The organism is Dactylosporangium sp. CA-152071 (assembly GCF_050936335.1).
Lineage (GTDB): Bacteria > Actinomycetota > Actinomycetes > Mycobacteriales > Micromonosporaceae > Dactylosporangium > Dactylosporangium maewongense.
In genome coordinates, this window is the sequence record NZ_JBNJMZ010000001.1 from 7848902 (window position 1) to 7865692 (window position 16791).

13 protein-coding genes are annotated in these 16791 nt (G+C 72.8%); 5 read left to right on the plus strand and 8 right to left on the minus strand.

Annotated elements, in window-relative coordinates; genetic code table 11:
• Nucleotides 1–82: 82 nt before the first annotated feature.
• Nucleotides 83–391, plus strand: coding sequence for a hypothetical protein (locus ACQEVZ_RS35390; RefSeq protein WP_425552325.1), 309 nt, complete (start codon nt 83–85; stop codon nt 389–391).
• On the opposite strand, the gene ACQEVZ_RS35395 is transcribed toward ACQEVZ_RS35390, so the two are convergent.
• Nucleotides 388–1941, minus strand: a complete 1554-nt coding sequence (locus ACQEVZ_RS35395) for a leucyl aminopeptidase (RefSeq protein WP_433374628.1) — start codon at nt 1939–1941, stop codon at nt 388–390. The genes ACQEVZ_RS35390 and ACQEVZ_RS35395 overlap by 4 nt on opposite strands.
• A gap of 117 nt (nt 1942–2058) precedes the next feature.
• Between ACQEVZ_RS35395 and gcvT the strand changes: the two genes are divergently transcribed.
• Nucleotides 2059–3156, plus strand: coding sequence for a glycine cleavage system aminomethyltransferase GcvT (gene gcvT / locus ACQEVZ_RS35400; RefSeq protein ID WP_433374631.1), 1098 nt, complete (start codon nt 2059–2061; stop codon nt 3154–3156).
• Nucleotides 3157–3847: 691 nt separating this feature from the next.
• Here the strand turns inward: gcvT and ACQEVZ_RS35405 are convergent.
• Together ACQEVZ_RS35405 and ACQEVZ_RS35410 are read right to left on the minus strand one after the other, a co-directional pair.
• On the minus strand, nt 3848–4615 hold the full coding sequence (locus ACQEVZ_RS35405) for an adenosylcobinamide-GDP ribazoletransferase (protein ID WP_354904340.1): 768 nt from the start codon (nt 4613–4615) through the stop codon (nt 3848–3850).
• On the minus strand, nt 4603–6375 hold the full coding sequence (locus ACQEVZ_RS35410; RefSeq protein WP_433374635.1) for a bifunctional adenosylcobinamide kinase/adenosylcobinamide-phosphate guanylyltransferase: 1773 nt from the start codon (nt 6373–6375) through the stop codon (nt 4603–4605). Before ACQEVZ_RS35410 ends, ACQEVZ_RS35405 begins: the two co-directional genes overlap by 13 nt.
• Nucleotides 6376–6481: 106 nt before the next feature.
• Between ACQEVZ_RS35410 and ACQEVZ_RS35415 the strand changes: the two genes are divergently transcribed.
• Together ACQEVZ_RS35415 and ACQEVZ_RS35420 are read left to right on the plus strand one after the other, a co-directional pair.
• On the plus strand, nt 6482–6685 hold the full coding sequence (locus ACQEVZ_RS35415; protein WP_344506240.1) for a hypothetical protein: 204 nt from the start codon (nt 6482–6484) through the stop codon (nt 6683–6685).
• A gap of 4 nt (nt 6686–6689) precedes the next feature.
• Nucleotides 6690–7478, plus strand: a complete 789-nt coding sequence (locus ACQEVZ_RS35420) for a site-2 protease family protein (RefSeq protein ID WP_433374639.1) — start codon at nt 6690–6692, stop codon at nt 7476–7478.
• A gap of 36 nt (nt 7479–7514) precedes the next feature.
• Here the strand turns inward: ACQEVZ_RS35420 and ACQEVZ_RS35425 are convergent, their stop codons facing one another.
• From ACQEVZ_RS35425 to nadA, 5 genes are all read right to left on the minus strand, one after another.
• Complete coding sequence (locus tag ACQEVZ_RS35425; protein WP_433374642.1) at nt 7515–8513, minus strand: aldo/keto reductase family protein; 999 nt, start codon at nt 8511–8513, stop codon at nt 7515–7517.
• Nucleotides 8514–8523: 10 nt separating this feature from the next.
• On the minus strand, nt 8524–11991 hold the full coding sequence (locus ACQEVZ_RS35430) for a WG repeat-containing protein (protein WP_433374645.1): 3468 nt from the start codon (nt 11989–11991) through the stop codon (nt 8524–8526).
• A 191-nt stretch (nt 11992–12182) separates the two neighbouring features.
• Entirely contained in the window at nt 12183–12806 is a 624-nt protein-coding gene (locus tag ACQEVZ_RS35435) for a DUF3043 domain-containing protein (protein WP_344506244.1), read from the minus strand.
• Nucleotides 12807–12881: 75 nt separating this feature from the next.
• Nucleotides 12882–14225: a UDP-N-acetylglucosamine 1-carboxyvinyltransferase gene (gene murA, locus ACQEVZ_RS35440; protein WP_344506245.1), complete on the minus strand. Its 1344-nt coding sequence runs from the start codon at nt 14223–14225 to the stop codon at nt 12882–12884.
• 181 nt (nt 14226–14406) lie between these two features.
• Nucleotides 14407–15570: a quinolinate synthase NadA gene (nadA, locus tag ACQEVZ_RS35445; RefSeq protein WP_344506246.1), complete on the minus strand. Its 1164-nt coding sequence runs from the start codon at nt 15568–15570 to the stop codon at nt 14407–14409.
• A 65-nt stretch (nt 15571–15635) separates the two neighbouring features.
• On the opposite strand from nadA, the gene ACQEVZ_RS35450 reads away from it, so the two are divergent.
• Nucleotides 15636–16754: a glycerate kinase family protein gene (locus ACQEVZ_RS35450; RefSeq protein WP_433374650.1), complete on the plus strand. Its 1119-nt coding sequence runs from the start codon at nt 15636–15638 to the stop codon at nt 16752–16754.
• The last annotated feature ends 37 nt before the right edge of the window (nt 16755–16791 follow it).

The following is a 16791-nucleotide window of genomic DNA, read 5'->3' on the forward strand; positions in this document are numbered from 1 at the left end:
ACGGTAGGTGCCCCGACGTCGACCGCCGGGTGCCCGTTCGCGGGGGTTCGTCGGGGCATCATCACGGGGAGGGGCACGGATCTTGGCCTGGTTCCGCCGCAACAGAGCCGCCGCAGGTGGGCGCGCCGCCAACCGTGAGGACCTGCGGCACCTGGAGGAGTTCGTCCGGTCCCGGCGGGGCGTCGAAGGGTTCATCGAGCCCCGCACGGCAGTGACAGAAACGACACTGTTGCTGATCGCACACGACGGCGAGTGGACCCGCCGCCGCGTCGACGACCCGCAGGCGGCCCGCCAGTTCGCCCACAAGCTGAGCATGCCGATCTACGACGTGGCGCTCGTCGGTTACCCGCAGCGGATGCGCGACTTCAACGCCCGCAACAAGACCACCTAGCCTTCGGCGGCGATCTCCTCCACCAGGCCGATCAGGGTGCGCACCGGCACGCCGGTGCCGCCCTTCGCCCAGTAGCCGAACGCCTCACCGGAGTGGTAGCTGGGGCCGGCGATGTCGATGTGCGCCCACTGCACGCCCTCGGCGACGAACTCGGACAGGAACACGCCGCCCTGCAGCATGTGCCCCGCCCGGTCCATGCCCGCGTTGACCTGCGAGATGTCGGCGACCTCGGAGTCCATGCCCTTGCGGACGTCCTCCGGCAGCGGCATCGGCCACGCCGGCTCGCCGACCCGCTCGCCCGCGTCCCGGACCCGCTCGCACAGCTCCGGCGTGCCCATCACCCCGGAGATCCGCTTGCCGAGCGCGATCACCTGGCCGCCGGTCAGGGTCGACACCTCGAACAGGTAGTCGGGGTCGTCCTCGCACGCCCGGGCGATCGCGTCGCCGAGGATCATGCGGCCCTCGGCGTCGGTGTTGAGCACCTCGACCTTGTGGCCGTTGTACATCGTCACGACGTCGCCCGGCCGGTACGCGCTGCCGGACGCCATGTTCTCGGCCATCGGCGCGTACGCCACGACGGCGACCTTCGGCTTCAGCGCCGCGATCGCGATCATCGTCGACACGACCGCCGCCGCCCCTGACATGTCGGACTTCATCTCCCACATGCCCGCCGCCGGCTTGATCGACACGCCGCCCGTGTCGAACGTGATGCCCTTGCCGACCAGCGCGACCCTTCTCGTCGCGCCCGCCGGCTCGTACGCGATCCGCACCATCCGCGGCGCCGCCGCCGAGCCGAGCCCGACCGCGAGGATGCCGCCGTACCCCTGCTTCGCCAGGGCCTTCTCGTCCAGGACGGTGACGTCCAGCTGCGCCGCCTCCGCGGCATCCTTCGCCTGTTCGGCGAACTGCGGCGGGCGCAGCTCGTTGGGCGCCGTGTTGATCCAGTCGCGGGTCCGGGTCACCGCCGACGTCACCGTGCCCGACCGCTTCACGGCCGCCCTCGCCAGGCGCGCCGCCGCGTCCGGCACGTGCAGCACCACCTTGCGGACCGGGTCCTTCCGGACGCCCTTCGTCTTGTACCCGGTGAACTGGTACGCACCCAGCACCGCGCCCTCGGCGACGGCCCGCACGCCCGCGGTCAGCTCGTCGTCGGTGGGCGTGTCCCGGTCCGACAGCGGCAGCACGAGCGCCACCGACGCCGACCCGGCCAGGGCGCGCGTCGCCGCCCCGGCGGCCCGCCGCAGCGTCTCCGCCGCGGGAGCGGCACCCGCCGGCTCCGGGCCGAGCCCGACCGCCACCACCAGCGGCGCCGCGACCGCGCCGAACGCGGCGACCTTCGTCACCTCGCCGACCGCCCCGCTCGCGCCGAGGACCCGCAGCGTCTCCGCCAGCCCGCCACCCGGCCGGTCGCTGAACGCCGCCGCGACACTCTCCGCTCCGGAGGCGAGCAGCAGCTTGGCGTCACCGCCGTCGTGTGCGTACACGCCGACGACCACGGCGTCGACGGCGAGCTCGGCGGGGTCGGTGTCGACCAGGTTCAGGGCGGTCACTCGGGCTCCACATCACTGGTGGTGTTCTGCGTCAGCGTCGGCTGCGGCGGTACCGCACCTTCAGCATGCCGCCGATTCGGGTGCTGGACACGATAACCAACGCGATAGGTTGCGGGCATGACGCAACCCTTGCGGCACCCCGCGTTGTATCACCGTCATGCGGCGCTCGGTGCCAAGTTCGCGGCGTTCGGTGGCTGGGAGATGCCCCTCGAGTACGCCGGAGGTGGCGTGCTCAAGGAGCACACGGCGGTCCGGGAGGACGCCGGCGTGTTCGACGTGTCGCACCTGGGCAAGGCCCGGGTCCGCGGCCGCGGCGCCGCCGACTTCGTCAACCGCTGCCTCAGCAACGACCTCAACCGTATCGCCGCAGGCCAGGCGCAGTACACCCTCTGCCTCGACGAATCCGGCGGCGTGGTTGACGACCTCATCGCATACCGCTTCGGCGACGACGACGTCTTCCTCATCCCCAACGCGGCCAACACCGCCGAGGTCGTCCGCCGGCTCGTCGCCGCCGCCCCGAACGGGATCAGCGTCGTCGACCAGCACGAGCTCTTCGCCGTCCTCGCCGTGCAGGGCCCCCGCTCCGCGGAGCTGCTGTCCGGCATCGGACTGCCGACCGACCACGACTACATGAGCTTCACCGTCTCGGCCTTCGAGGGCAGCGACGTCGTCGTGTGCCGCACGGGGTACACCGGCGAGCACGGCTACGAGCTGGTCGTGCCCTCCCACGACGCCCACGCACTCTGGGACGCGATCGCCGCCGCCGGCGCCCGCCCGTGCGGCCTCGCCGCCCGTGACACGCTGCGCACCGAGATGGGGTACCCCCTGCACGGCCAGGACCTGTCGCTGGACATCAGCCCCGTCCAGGCCCGCTCCGGCTGGGCCGTCGGCTGGGGCAAGGAGCAGTTCTGGGGCCGCGACGCCCTGCTCGCCGAGAAGGCCGCCGGCCCGCGCCGCCTCCTCTTCGGCATCGAGTCCCTGGACCGCGGCATCCCCAGGGCGCACATGGCCGTCCTCCCCGCCTCCGGTGACACCCCGATCGGCGAGGTGACCAGCGGCACGTTCTCCCCGACCCGCAAGGTCGGCATCGGCCTGGCCCTCATCGACACCTCGGCCGGGGTCTCGGAGGGTGACGAGGTCGCCCTGGACGTCCGCGGCCGCCGCTCAACCGTCCGCGTCGTCAAACCCCCGTTCGTGAAGTCCAACGTCCGCTGACCACGTCGCTCCGGGCGGGCCTCCCGCCTCCCGCCCGGACCGCTCTCCACCCCCACCCACCCATGACGCTGGTCAATACCCCAATTTGTCCATTTTTAGTACGATCCTGCACCACTCCTCGCCGATTTGAACCCGTCCGCGGGGGTGGGCAACGGCTACCTGTCGCACGCCCTACCAGGCCGCCAGTCCTTCGCCTTGGCGTCATTGCTCTCGGTGACGCTCGCCTGGCAACTCCCGCCTGATGACTGTTTGCCTGGTGGCTCTCGCTCTGGTGGCTCGGCCCTGTCCCACGCGTCCCGGCGCCCTCCACGCCCCGCGCAGACGTTGGTCAATGCCCCGGATTGCCCGTTTTCGGCATTGACGTTGCGCGATCCACCCTCATTTCAAAGATCATCTTGTGGGTGGATCGCGCACTGTCTATCGAACAAAAGCCGCAAATGCGGGCATTGACCAACGTCTGTCGGGTGGCCGGCGGTCTGGGCTCGGATTCGGGTCGCGATCGCCCCGGAAGTCGATCGGTCCAGTCCAGTGCCGGTAGATGGAGCCGCTGTGGACGGTGGGCGGTGTCCGTGGTCCGGCGTGTCATGTGGCGAGTTCCACAAAGGAGTGCCGGGGCGGGCGCTCGTTGGACGTGTCAGGCCGGAGTGGCGGCACCGGCAGCCGGTCTCGTGGCGGGGGACCGGGGTGGGGGTCAGGGGGTGGTGGCGAGGACGAGCCAGGCGGTCAGTGTGGCGAGTTCCACAGCGGCGCCGATCACGTCGCCGGTGATGCCGCCCAGGCGGCGTCTTGTGTGGTGGGTCAGGGACCAGGCGGTGGCGGCGGCGAGGAGGACCGCGAGCGGGGCGCGGACCGGGTCGGTGAAGCCCGTCGTGGTGGCCAGGGCGGCCGCGGCGGCGGCGAGCAGCAGGGTGAGCGCGGCGATCAGCGGGCGGGGGAGGGTCGCGGCGACCAGGGCGCCGAGGCCCTCGGGGCGCGCGGCGGGCAGGCCCGCGCGGCAGGCGATGGTGGCGCCGAGGCGGCCCGCGGCGGTGCCGGTGACGACCATGGCCAGGGCCGCCGGCCACGGGTGGGACAGGATGCTGGTCAGGGCGGCCGTGTCGAGCAGCAGCACCGCCACGATGGACACCACGCCGAAAGGGCCGATGTCCGATTTTTTCATGATTTCGAGGGCTTTGTTGCTCGGGGCGAAGGAGCCCAGGCCGTCGGCCGTGTCAGCCAGGCCGTCCAGGTGCAGGGCACGGGTGCAGACGGCGGCCAAGGCGACCGTCGCGGCGGCGGCCAGGAGGGGTGAGGCGCCCGCGGTGCGGAGACCGAGGGCGGCGCCGGCCAGTACACCTCCCAGCATGACGCCGACCAGGGGAGCCACGGCCATCGCCGTCCGCGCCGCCGGCCGGTCGACCCGGGACACGCCCAGCGGGGCAATCGTGAAGAGGGTCAGGGCGAGCTTCAGTCCTCCCACGACGGTTTCACGTACGGCATCTCGGCGGTGGGGGAGTCCGCGACGACCCGCTGGATCTCCGCCTCGATCCGCTCCTGCTCGGTCAGGCCGTCCGACGGCGGCTCGGCGGGGGCCGGCACGCGGGGCGGGGTCGCCGCGGCCAGGGTGAGCGCCGTGTTGATCAGCGGCAGCGTGGCCAGGGCCGTGCCGCCCTCGCCGAGGCCGAGCTTGAGCTGCAGGAACGGGGTCACGCCGAGCACGTCGGCGGCGAGCTTCACCGTCGGGTTCTCGCCGTGGTCGGGCATGAGGAGCCAGTGCCGGGTCTGCGCGCCGTAGTCGCGGGCGACCAGGCCGGCGGCGATGCCCACGGGGCCGTCGATCATGACGGGCAGCTTGCGGGACGCGGCGCCGAGCAGGACGCCGACCGCGACCGCGATGTCGCCGCCGCCGAGCATCGACAGGATCGTGTGCGGCTCGCGGCTGCGGGCGCGGATGCGGTGCCGGGCGTCGCGGACCGCGCCGACCTTGCGGATCCAGGCGGCGTCGTCGACGAAGCCGGTCGCGTCGACGACCCGGCCGAGCAGCGCGGCGGGCTCGCCGCCGGTGAGGACGGCCACGATCGCCGCGGCGGCCGCGTCGGAGCCGGAGCCGCAGGCACCCAGGACGAGCAGGTCGACGCCCTCGTTGGCGGCGGCGTCGGCGAGCCGCCAGCCGAGGGTCAGCGCCGCGTCGACGCTGCTGTCGTCGAGGGAGTCGTGCAGCTCGGCGGGCCCGGCCTCGGGGCAGTCGATCGCCTGCACGCTGGCGCCGGCGGTCGCGGCGAGCATCGCCAGGGTGCCGGTGCCGTCCACGACGTCCTGGAGGCGCTCGTCGGCGGCCGCCGACGAGTCACCGGCCGCGAAGCCGCCGGTCCGGTCGCCGCGTAGGACCAGGATCCGCGGCTGCTGCCACGGGCGCGGGTCGGGCCGGCCCTGGGTGCCGCCGGCGAAGCGGACGACGGGCACGAGCCCGCCCAGGCCGGCGCCGTTGAGCTTCAGGGTCCGCAGCCGCTCGCCGGCCTCGGCCGCCGTCGACTCGTCGGGCAGCGGCAGCTCCATGCCCGGCTGGAACGACAGCGCCTCGCCACCGTCGGCCGTCGACAGCACCGCTCCGGCGACCGCGCCGGTGAAAGCGAACGGCGTGGTTTCCACAACAGCGGCGGCAGCCTCCCGGCCGCCCGCGAAACCGACCGCGGAGCCGCCGCGCAGCCAGGTGACCTCCCCGGCGATGACCAGGGCGACCCCGTCGCTGGCCGCCGCGACCCGCTGGTTGAGCAGCCCGTTGGCGTCGGCGAAGGTGCGCCCGGCCGCGGTGGCGGGCAGCACGGCGAGCCCGGCCTCGGGCGAGACCATGACCAGCAGCGCCGCCGGGCAGCCGCGGACGGCGTCGGCGAGCGCGGCGATGCGGGCGTCGGCGGCGTGCGCGTCGGACCAGTCGCCGCCGGTGTCGAACACGGCGGTGAGCCACCCGCCGAGGTCGTCGACGAGCAGCACGTCCTCGGGCTTCGCGCTGTGCAGCAGGTCGGCGAGGCGCTCCGGCTCGGTGCCGATCTCCTCGGTGCTCCAGCCCGCGGGCCGCCGCTCCCGATGTCTGGCCAGCCGCGCCGCCCACGCCTCGTCTGTCAGTCCGCCCGGCAGCTCGGGGGCGGTCGCGACATAGCGCACCCGCTCCGCGTCCGCGACGAGCGACTCCGCCACTTCCGACTTCCCGGACCGGATTCCACCGAGCACCAGCAACCGCATGCCCCGTACTTTATGGCCAGGGGTTCACTTTCCGGTGGGCGGCATCGGCACAACGCGGTCTTCCCGATACGCTCGAAACTACCTACCTGGGACGGGAGCGTGACTGATGGCGTGGACATGGCATTTCGAAGACGCTGAGAGCCGGACGGTCGACGGCCCGAACGAGGCGTTTTCCAGCCAGTCCGACGCGGAGTCCTGGCTCGGCCAGAGCTGGCGTGAGCTGGTCGCCAAGGGCGCAACGACGGCGATCCTGACCGAGGACGAGCGCACGGAATACAAGATGAGCCTCCTGCCCGCGGCGGGAGGCTGACGCGGTGGCCTTCGGCCGTTCGCCGGGACGCGTCGCGGGGCTGCCCCGCGAGGCGTTCCGGCCGAGCCCGATCTTCCTGGGCATCCTCGCGCTGTTCGCGGTCTCCGGCTGGATGACGTGGACGGGCTTCGGCAGCGAGCAGCTCGACGTGTTCCTGTTCGTCGCGTCGGGCTGGACGGTCTCGCTCTGCCTGCACGAATACGCGCACGCCCTCGTCGCGTACAAAGGCGGCGACCACGACGTGGCGCACCGGGGCTACCTGACGCTCGATCCGCTGAAGTACGCCCACCCGCTGCTGTCCATCGTGCTGCCGGTGGTGTTCCTGCTGATCGGCGGGATCGGCCTGCCCGGCGGCGCCGTCTGGGTCAACCACTCGGTGATCCGCAACCGGTTCACGGACAGCCTGATCAGCTTCGTCGGCCCTGCCACCAACATGGTCCTCGCCGTCGTGCTGGTCCTGCCGTTCGCGCTGGGCATGGACAACGGCGGCACCGAGGCGTTCTGGGCGGCGCTGGCGTTCCTGGCGTTCCTGCAGCTGACCGCGAGCATCCTCAACTTCGTGCCGATGCCCGGCGTGGACGGCGGCAACCTGCTCTTCCCGTGGCTGAGCCCGCAGTGGCAGCGGGGGTTCAACCACGTCGCGCCGTACGGGATGCTGCTGCTGATCGCGCTGCTGTGGTCACCGGTGATCAACGACTGGTTCTTCACCGTCGTGTTCGCGTTCGGCGATGTGCTCGGCCTGCCGTCCTACCTGGTCTCCGACGGTCTCAGCCTGTTCCGCTTCTGGTCGTGAGACGGGGGCCGCCGAAGCGGCCCCCGTCACCACCGATCAGGGACGCTTGGCGGGGCTCTGCGTCTTGCCCGGGTCGCGCTCCACGACCGGGTCGAGCACCTCGTCGATCCGCTTGAGCAGCTCCGCGTCGAGCTTCACGCCCGCCGCCTTCACGTTGTCCTGCAGCTGCTCGGGGCGGGTCGCCCCGACGATCGCCGAGGACACGTTCGGGTTCTGCAGCACCCACGCGACACCCAGCTGCGCCATCGTCAGCCCGGCCTGCTCGGCGAGCGGCTTGAGCTGCTGCACCGCGGTGAGGACCTCGTCGCGCAGCAGCGCTGAGATGAAGTTGGCACCCGACTTCTCGTCGGTGGCCCGCGACCCGGCCGGCGGCGGCTGGCCCGGCAGGTACTTGCCGGTCAGGACGCCCTGCGCCAGGGGCGACCACACGATCTGCCCGATGCCGAGCTCCTGCGACGTCGGGACGACCTCGGCCTCGATGACCCGGTACAGCGCCGAGTACTGCGGCTGGTTCGAGACCAGCTGGATGCGGAGCTCGCGGGCGAGCTCGTGAGCGGCCCTGATCTCGTCGGCCCGCCACTCCGAGACGCCGATGTAGTGCGCCTTGCCGCTGCGCACCACGTCGGCGAACGCCTCCATGGTCTCCTCGAGCGGGGTGGCGTAGTCGTACCGGTGAGCCTGGTACAGGTCGACATAGTCGGTCTGCAGCCGACGGAGCGAGCCGTTGATCGACTCGAGGATGTGCTTGCGGGACAGGCCGCGGTCGTTGCGGCCCGGGCCGGTCGGCCAGTAGACCTTGGTGAAGATCTCCAGGCCCTCGCGGCGCTGACCCTTCAGCGCCTCGCCGAGCACGACCTCCGCCCGGGTGCCGGCGTAGACGTCGGCGGTGTCGAACGTGGTGATGCCGAGGTCGAGGGCGGCGTGCACGCAGGCGGTCGCCTGCTCCGCCTCGACCTGTGAGCCGTGGGTGATCCAGTTGCCGTACGAGATCTCGCTGACGAGCATCCCGGACCGGCCGAGGTGACGAAACTCCATGACTAACTGCTTACATGACGGGGCGCGTGTCGGCGAGCAGACGGTCGATCTCGTCCGTCACCCCGGTCCGGCTCGGGAACGTGGCCTCGATCACCGTCCGGCCGCGCCGGTCGAGGGCGCCCCAACGCTGCGAGTCGTCCGCGAACAGGAACGCGACCGGGTGGATCATCAGCGTGTGGTGGATCGGCGGCACCAGGACCCGGCCCGACCGGTCCACGACACCCTTGCGCCCGTCCAGGGACACGACGGCGAGACCTTCGTCACTGAAGCCGTCGATGTACCGTCCGTCGAGCAGCGCGGTGGCGAACCCGTCGTACTGGAACGACACGACGACCCGGCCGACGCTGTCGACGGCGCCCCAGTGCTCGCCGCGCCGGACCGCCGCGACCCCGCGCCGGAACGGCCGCACGTCGTCGTACCCGGTCGAGATGAGCACCGCGTTGGTCTTGTCGATCGCGATCCAGCGGTTCGTGCCGTCGCGGGACACCCAGGCGACCCCGTCGGAGAAGCTACCGACGCCCAGGTACCCGGCGGCGGGCTCGATGAGCAGCTTGCCGGCGTCGTCGATCAGCTCCCACGTCTCCGACCCCTGCCGCTGCACCCACGCCACACCGTCGCGGAATGGCTGCACGTCCAGGTAGCCGGGGCCGATGCAGAAGTTGCCGTCGGGTTCGATGTACCCCCACCGCTGGGTCTGCTCGTCGAACGCGGGCGCCGGCGCCTTGCGGATCTGCAGGATGTCGTCGCGGCTGCGCGGGTACGGGCCCCACCCCTTCTCGGCGACCCGCCGGAACACCGCGTCGAGCGCCAGCTCGGTCTGCGCGATGAGCTCCGGGTCCTCCTCCTTGCGCAGGTCGAGGGCCCGTTCGAAGTGGTTGCAGGCCTCCATGTAGCGGCCCTGGTCGTAGGCGCACTTGCCGGCGTGCTGGTGCATGGTGGCGCGCAGCCGGTCCGGCAGCTCGCTGGAGTTGGCGAGCGTGAAGAGCCGGTCGGCCTCCTCGAACTCCTCCCGCCACTGCAGCACGTGCGCCAGCCGCGCCTGCGCGATCGCGATCCGGCGCAGCTCACCGGTCGCCTCGGCGTGCGCGAGGGCGAGCTTGCCGTCCGCGAACGCCTTCGGCAGGTCGTTCAGGATCCGGGACACCACGGCGCGCAGGCTCAGCAGCCGCGCCCGCGTCGGGTTGTCCTCGACGCGGTTCAGCTTCGCGGTCAGCGAGTCGCGGATCTCGGTGAGCTCCTGCACCTCGTCGCCCTCGATCTGCTCACGCAGCGTGTCGGGGTCGAAGCGCCACACGTACCCGGCGAGGACCTGCTCCGGGTCGGGGCCCGCGGCCTCCTCGGGCTTCGGCTCGCTGCGTCCGGGTGCCGCCGGCGAGGTCGGCAGCAGCGCCGCCAGCTCGGCCGGGAACCCTTCCGCCCCGGGGCGCACGATCGGCAGGTAGCCCGTCGCCTGCAACCCGTCGACGCCCGCCCCGGTCAGCGGCGCGGAGCGATAGGCGTCCATCGCGGTCTGCTGCACCGTGCCTGACCCCTCGTGTTCCGTTTGCGGCGTCGGTACTGCCTGCGCCGGCCCTTCCGCGTCGCCGCCTCCGGCGGGCCCGAACGCGTTGAACGGCGCCTCCGGTGCGTCGACCGGCGGCGCGCTCAGCGGCGCCACCGTCACGACCACGTCGTCGCCGGCCGGCGGCTCCGCACCCCCGCCTGCCGGGCCGCCCCCGCCGGACACGTTCGCCGTGTCCGCGTTCGCCGCGGTCCCGGGTGCGGGCGCGGGCTGGACGGGCGCGGTCGGGACAGGAACGGGCGGCACGGGAGCGGGCTGGACGGGAGCGGGCTGGACGGGAGCGGGCGGCATGGGCGCGGCCTGCGCCGGTGGGACGTGCGCCGGTACAGCCTGCGCCGGGGCGGCGGAGACGGGCACGGACGAGACCGGGACCGAGGAGACCGGCACCGACGAGACGGGTGCCGCGGAGACCGGGGCCGCGGAGACGGGCGCCGCGGACACCGGCCGGTTGCCCGGGTCCTCGTGCCGGCCGTGCCCGGCGTGCCGCGCGGGCGCGGACGACACGGGCCGGTCGGTGAGGTCCTCGGGCCGGGCGTGACCCGGCGCATGGTGGTGCGGCACGGCCGACACCGGCGCCGACGAGACCGGCGCCGCCGACACGGGCGCGGCCGAGACCGGCGCGGCCGACACGGGCGCGTCGGGCATGCCGTGGTCGCCGTGCGCCGGCGGGCCCTGGACCGGGGCGCCGTAGGTGCGTCCCTGCTGCGGGGCACCCTGCTGGCCCGGTCCGCCGCCCGGCTGGGCGGGGGCGCCGTAGACGGTGGAGCGGCCCTGACCGCCGTACGTCGTCCCGGCCGGCGGCGCGCTCATCGGCGCGTCCACCGGCGGGGGAGCGCCGTAGACCGTGGCCCGGCCCGTGCCGGGCGGGGCCGACTGCGGTGCGGCCGGTGGGGCGGCGCCGCGGCGCACCCGGGGGACCTCGTCGGTCGGCTCGTCCAGGGCGGGGTTGCGCGGCCGGCCGTGCCCCTGCTGCGGGCGCCCGTACCCGGGCGGCGGCCCGTCGTAGCCCCGCCGGTCGTCGTACCCGCGGCGGTCGTCGTCGTGGCCGGCGCCATACCCGCGCCGGTCGTCACGGCGGTCGTCGCGCCGGAAGTCGTCCCGGCGGTCGTCGTAGCCGGGCTCGTACCCGCGCCGGTCGTCGTAGCCGGGTTCGTGGCCGCGGCCGTCGTAGCCGGGCTCGTACCCGCGGCGGTCGTCGCGCCGGAAGTCGCCGCGCCGGTCGTCGTCGTAGCCCCGCCGGTCGTCCCGGCGGTCGTCACGGCGGGGGTCGCCGCGCCGGTCGTCACGGCGGGGATCGCCGCGGCGGTCGTCATGACCGGGGTAGCCGCGCCGGTCGTCATACCCGGCGTCGTGCCCGCGGCGGTCGTCGAAGGGCGCGTCGTATCCGCGGCGGTCGTCGTACTGGCCGTCGTACTGGCCGTCGTGGCCGCGCTCATACCCGCGCCGGTCGTCGCGGCCCTGCGGCGGCCGACCCTGCTGCGGGTGGCGGCCCTGCTGCGGCACCTGCGGATAGCCCTGCTGCCCCTGGTAGCCGCCCTGCGGCGGACGTCCCTGCTGCGGGTGGCGGCCCTGCTGCGGCACCTGCGGCGGCGGCTGGTACCCCTGCGGCGGCGGCCCGCCCTGCGCCCAGCGTGGCTGCGGGCGGCCGTGCTCGTCGACGGGCCCGCGGGGGTCACCGGCACGCGGATCGGTCAGGCGCGGGTCGCCGTACGGCCGGCCCTGCTGGCGGCGGCCGGACGGGTCGTCGCCCCACTGCTCGCCGCCCTGCTGGCCCGGACCGTGCTCCGGACCGCCGCGACCCGACGGTGCCTGCTCGTCACGTCGCTGCTCCGGCACCCTGGTCCACGGCATCGTCTGCGCTGCGGCCCAGGTGGGCGCGGCGGTTCCCGGCTCTTCCCCCGGGTACTCGTCGCTCACAGCTTCGCTCTCCTCGCCCCACACCGGCGCCGATCATGCACCGGCGCCCGCCACGCGCCTACCCGGTGAAAATCGTGGTCCGGTCGCGAAGGGAGGGTACGGCTTGGGAGCCTCCCACCGCCACCGTCGGACGGAGCGCCGCCGCCGAATCGTTGTCGCCCGGAGAGCCGGAACCGTCGGCCAGGCGGCCGCTAGACGGTGGCGCCGATCTTCACCTGCGGTTTCGGGTTGCGGATGAAACGGAACGAGATGGCCCGCATGATCGCGTAGAAGTACAGCCGGCCGAGCTTCTCGGTGCTGTTGGGGAAGCGCTGCTTGACGAGGCGCTTGACCGTCCGCGAGATCAGGAAGCTGTCGATCGCGGTCGCGACGGCCATGACGCCGAAGAGGGCGTTCGCCGCGAAGTAGATGCTCGGGTTGAGGTTCTTGTTGAACCCCACCAGCATCACCAGGAACGTGGTGCCGAAGAAGAACGTGCCGATGGTCCGGCGCGAGTCGACGATGTCGCGCACGAGCCGCCGCTCGGGGCCCCTGTCGCGGGCGAGCAGGAAGCGCTCGTCGCCGTTGGCCATGCCCTCGCGGGCCTCGAGGCGCTCCGCCCGCTGCCGCTCCCGCATCTTCTTCGCGGCCTCGCGCCGGTTCGCCGCGGGCGGCTCGGCGACACGCCGGCCGGCCACGACCCGCTTCGGCGTGGTCTTGCCCTGCTCGCGCTTGCTCAGCGTCTGGCGCCGACCGGCCGTGACATCGGCTTCGTCGGGCTCAGGGGTGGGTGCTGCGGCGGGCTCTGCTGACTTACGGGAAAACAACGACGGCACGCCGTGAAGGGTAGCGGACAGTGCGCGAGCGGCCCAACGCCACGGGCCGGTCGCACACTGTCCGCGAAAAGAACGTCAGCCCAGCTCGACGTGGGCGCCCAGGCCGTTGAGCTTGCCCTCGAAGTCCTCGTAGCCGCGCTGGATGAGCTTCACGCCGTACACGCGGGACGTGCCCTCGGCGGCCAGGGCCGCGATCAGGTGGCTGAACCCGGCCCGCAGGTCGGGGATCACCAGGTCGGCGGCGTGCAGCTTGGACGGGCCGGCGATGACGGCGGAGTGCATGAAGTTGCGCCGGCCGAAGCGGCACGGCGTGCCGCCGAGGCACTCCCGGTACGTCTGGATCGTGGCGCCCATCTGGTTGAGCGCCGCCGTGTAGCCGAGCCGCCGCTCGTACACCGTCTCGTGCACGATCGACAGCCCGCGGGCCTGCGTGAGCGCCACGACCATCGGCTGCTGCCAGTCGGTCATGAAGCCCGGGTGGACGTCGGTCTCCATCGCCACGGCGTTGAGCTCGCCGCCCGGGTGCCAGAAGCGGATGCCGCCCACGCCCGGGGTGTCGTCGATCTCGAACGCGCCGCCGACGGACGTGAACAGGTTGAGGAACGTCATCATGTCGGCCTGCCGGGCACCGCGGACGAACACGTCACCGCGGGTGGCGAGGGCCGCCGCGCCCCAGCTGGCCGCCTCGATGCGGTCGGGGATCGGGCGGTGCGTGTAGCCGGTGAGCCGCGGTACACCCTGGATCTCGATCACCCGGTCGGTGTGCACCTTGATGATCGCGCCCATCTTCTGCAGCACGCAGATGAGGTCGATGATCTCCGGCTCGACCGCGGCGTTGCGCAGCTCGGTGACGCCCTCGGCGCGCACGGCCGTGAGCAGGATCTGCTCGGTCGCGCCGACGCTCGGGTACGGCAGCTGCAGCTTCGCCCCGTGCAGCCCGTTGGGCGCGGTGATGTCCATGCCCTTCTCGGACTTCTCCACGACCGCGCCGAACTCGCGCAGCGCCTGGATGTGGAAGTCGATCGGGCGCCCGCCGATGTTGCAGCCGCCGAGGTCGGGGATGAACGCGTGGCCGAGGCGGTGCAGCAGCGGCCCGCAGAACAGGATCGGGATGCGGCTCGAGCCGGCGTGGACGTTGATCTCGTCGACGTTGGCCGACTCGACGTCGGAGGTGTCGAAGTGCAGCTCGCCGTCGAGCGGGCCGCGGGTCACCGTCACCCCGTGCAGCTCCAGCAGGCCGGTGACCACCTCGACGTCGCGGATCGCCGGCACGTCGAACAGCGTGCTCGGAGTCTCGCCCAGCACCGCCGCGACCATCGCCTTGGACACGAGGTTCTTGGCGCCGCGCACCCGCAGCTCGCCATTGAGCGGCGCGCCACCGTGCACGGTGAGGACGTCACCGGCGTCGTAGTTGGTCACGGAAAGACCCTCCTGCAGGCAGGGATTGAAGGCTGATGTGCTGACGGAGCGTGAACCCGCGCAGCAGCATAACCACATCTACGGCATGCGAGCGCCGACCGCACGTCCGTCATGGCACGAAGACGTGACTCCGACAGCGATCAACCTTCAACCACCACAGAGGGTGACGGGGTGTTCGGCGTTACGGCAGAGCGAGCATCCGGTCGAGTGCCACCCGGGCGTGGTGCGCGGTGTCCGCGTCGACGGTGATCACGTTCGGCACGCGACCGGCGACGAGCTCCTCCAGCGCCCACACGAGGTGCGGCAGATCGATCCGGTTCATCGTCGAGCAGTAGCAGACGTTGCGGTCCAGGAACATGATCTGCTTGTCCGGGTGCGCCAGCGCCAGCCGGCGGACCAGGTTGAGCTCGGTGCCGACCGCCCACGCCGAGCCGGCCGGCGCCGCCTCGATCATCCGGATGATGTACTCGGTCGAGCCGACGTGGTCGGCGGCCGTGACGACCTCGTGCTTGCACTCAGGGTGGACCAGCACGTTGACGCCCGGCACCCGCTCCCGCACGTCGCGCACGCTGTCGAGGGTGAACCGGCCGTGCACCGAGCAGTGGCCGCGCCACAGGATCATCTTCGCGTCGCGCAGCTGCTGGTCGGTCAGCCCACCGGCGGGCTTGTGGGGGTCGTACAGCACGCAGTCGTCGAGGCTCATGCCCAGCTTCAGCACGGCGGTGTTGCGGCCCAGGTGCTGGTCAGGCAGGAAGAACACCTTCGAACCCTGCTCGAACGACCACTTCAGGGCCGTCTCCGCGTTGGACGACGTGCACACGACGCCGTCGCGGCGGCCGACGAACCCCTTGATGTCGGCGGTCGAGTTCATGTAGGTCACCGGCACCACGTCACCGGCGATGCCCAGCTCGGTGAAGTGGTCCCAGGCCTTCTCCACCTGCACCAGCGCGGCCATGTCGGCCATCGAGCAGCCGGCGGCCAGGTCCGGCAGCACGACCTGCTGCCGGTCGGAGGTCAGGATGTCGGCGCTCTCGGCCATGAAGTGCACGCCGCAGAACACGATGTACTCCGCGTCTGGCCGGGCGGCGGCCTCCCGTGCCAGCTTGAACGAGTCGCCGGTCACGTCGGCGAACTGGATGACCTCGTCGCGCTGGTAGTGGTGGCCCAGCACGAAGACACGGTCGCCGAGGGCGGCCTTGGCGCGCCGGGCGCGCTCGACGAGGTCGGGGTCGCTCGGTGCGGGCAGGTCGCCGGGGCACTCGACACCCTTCTCGGTGTCAGGGTCGGTGCCGCGGCCCAGCAGCAGGAGCGCGGTGGCGGTTGACGACGGTTCAGCCCAGGTCACCCTTCGATCGTCCCACGCGTGCGGTACCGCGGAACTGTGACCTAGCAGACGTGCACAATGTCCAGATGCGTGTCCTGGTGTGCCCCGACAAGTTCGCCGGCACGATCACGGCCGTCGACGCCGCCGAGGCCTTCAGCGCCGGCTGGCTCGCGGCCAGGCCCGGCGACGACCTCGTCCTGCGGCCCCTGTCGGACGGAGGTCCGGGTTTCGCGGGTGTACTGGCGGCGGCGCTGCCGCACGCACGCGTCCTGACCGTGCCGGCCACCGGCCCCCTCGGCCGTCCGGCCGAAGGGCACGTCGTGCTCGACGGGACGACCGCCTACATCGAGAGCGCCGAGGTCTGCGGCCTGCACCTGCTCGCCGACGCCGAACGTGATCCGAAGCACACCACCACCTTCGGGCTCGGCACGCTGCTGCTCGCCGCGGTCGAGGCCGGCGCCACCACGCTCGTCGTCGGGCTCGGCGGCAGCGGCACCAACGACGGCGGCGCCGGGCTGCTCGCCGCCCTGGGTGCCGCGCCGCTGTCCCCGTCCGGCTACGCGCTGCCGTACGGGGGCGCCGCGCTGACGGAGTGCGCCTCGCTCGGCGGTACACCCCGGCTGCGCGACGCCAGGATCGTCGCCGCCACGGACGTGGACAGCCCCCTGCTCGGGCTGCACGGCGCGAGCGCCGTCTACGGCCCGCAGAAGGGCGCGACCAGGGAGGACGTCTTCCTGCTCGACGCCGCAATGACCCGCTGGGCCGGCGTCCTGCAGGCCCTGCCGACCGCCCCCGCCGGCCTCGCCGACCAGCCCGGCGCGGGCGCCGCCGGCGGGCTCGGCGCCGCCCTGCTCGCCCTCGGCGGCCGCGTCACCTCCGGCATCGGCCTGGTCCGGGAGCTGACCCGCCTCGACGCCGAACTGGAGGAGGTCTCCCTGGTCGTGACCGGTGAGGGCGCCTTCGACGAGCAGTCGCTGCGCGGGAAGGTCGTGGCGGGTGTGGCGAACGCCGCACGCGACCTCGGTGTGCCCTGCGTCGTGGTCGCCGGGCGGGTCGACGCGGGCCGCCGGGAGGCCGCCAGCATCGGCGTCACGGAGACGCATTCCCTGGTCCAGCACTTCGGCAGCGCCGCCGAGGCGCTCGCCCGACCGGCCGACGGCCTGCGGGAACTGGGCGGACGGCTGGCTCCGCAGTGGAGCCGCTAGCACGAAACCGTGTCACTATGAGAGGGAATGCCGTCGG

Bases quoted from the DNA above. Each gene is read 5' to 3' on its own strand.
- gcvT (WP_433374631.1), top strand. From the start codon at position 2,059: ATGACGCAACCCTTGCGGCACCCCGCGTTGTATCACCGTCATGCGGCG.
- ACQEVZ_RS35410 (WP_433374635.1), bottom strand. From the start codon at position 6,375: ATGCGGTTGCTGGTGCTCGGTGGAATCCGGTCCGGGAAGTCGGAAGTG.
- ACQEVZ_RS35415 (WP_344506240.1), top strand. From the start codon at position 6,482: ATGGCGTGGACATGGCATTTCGAAGACGCTGAGAGCCGGACGGTCGAC.
- ACQEVZ_RS35425 (WP_433374642.1), bottom strand. From the start codon at position 8,513: ATGGAGTTTCGTCACCTCGGCCGGTCCGGGATGCTCGTCAGCGAGATC.
- ACQEVZ_RS35450 (WP_433374650.1), top strand. From the start codon at position 15,636: ATGCGTGTCCTGGTGTGCCCCGACAAGTTCGCCGGCACGATCACGGCC.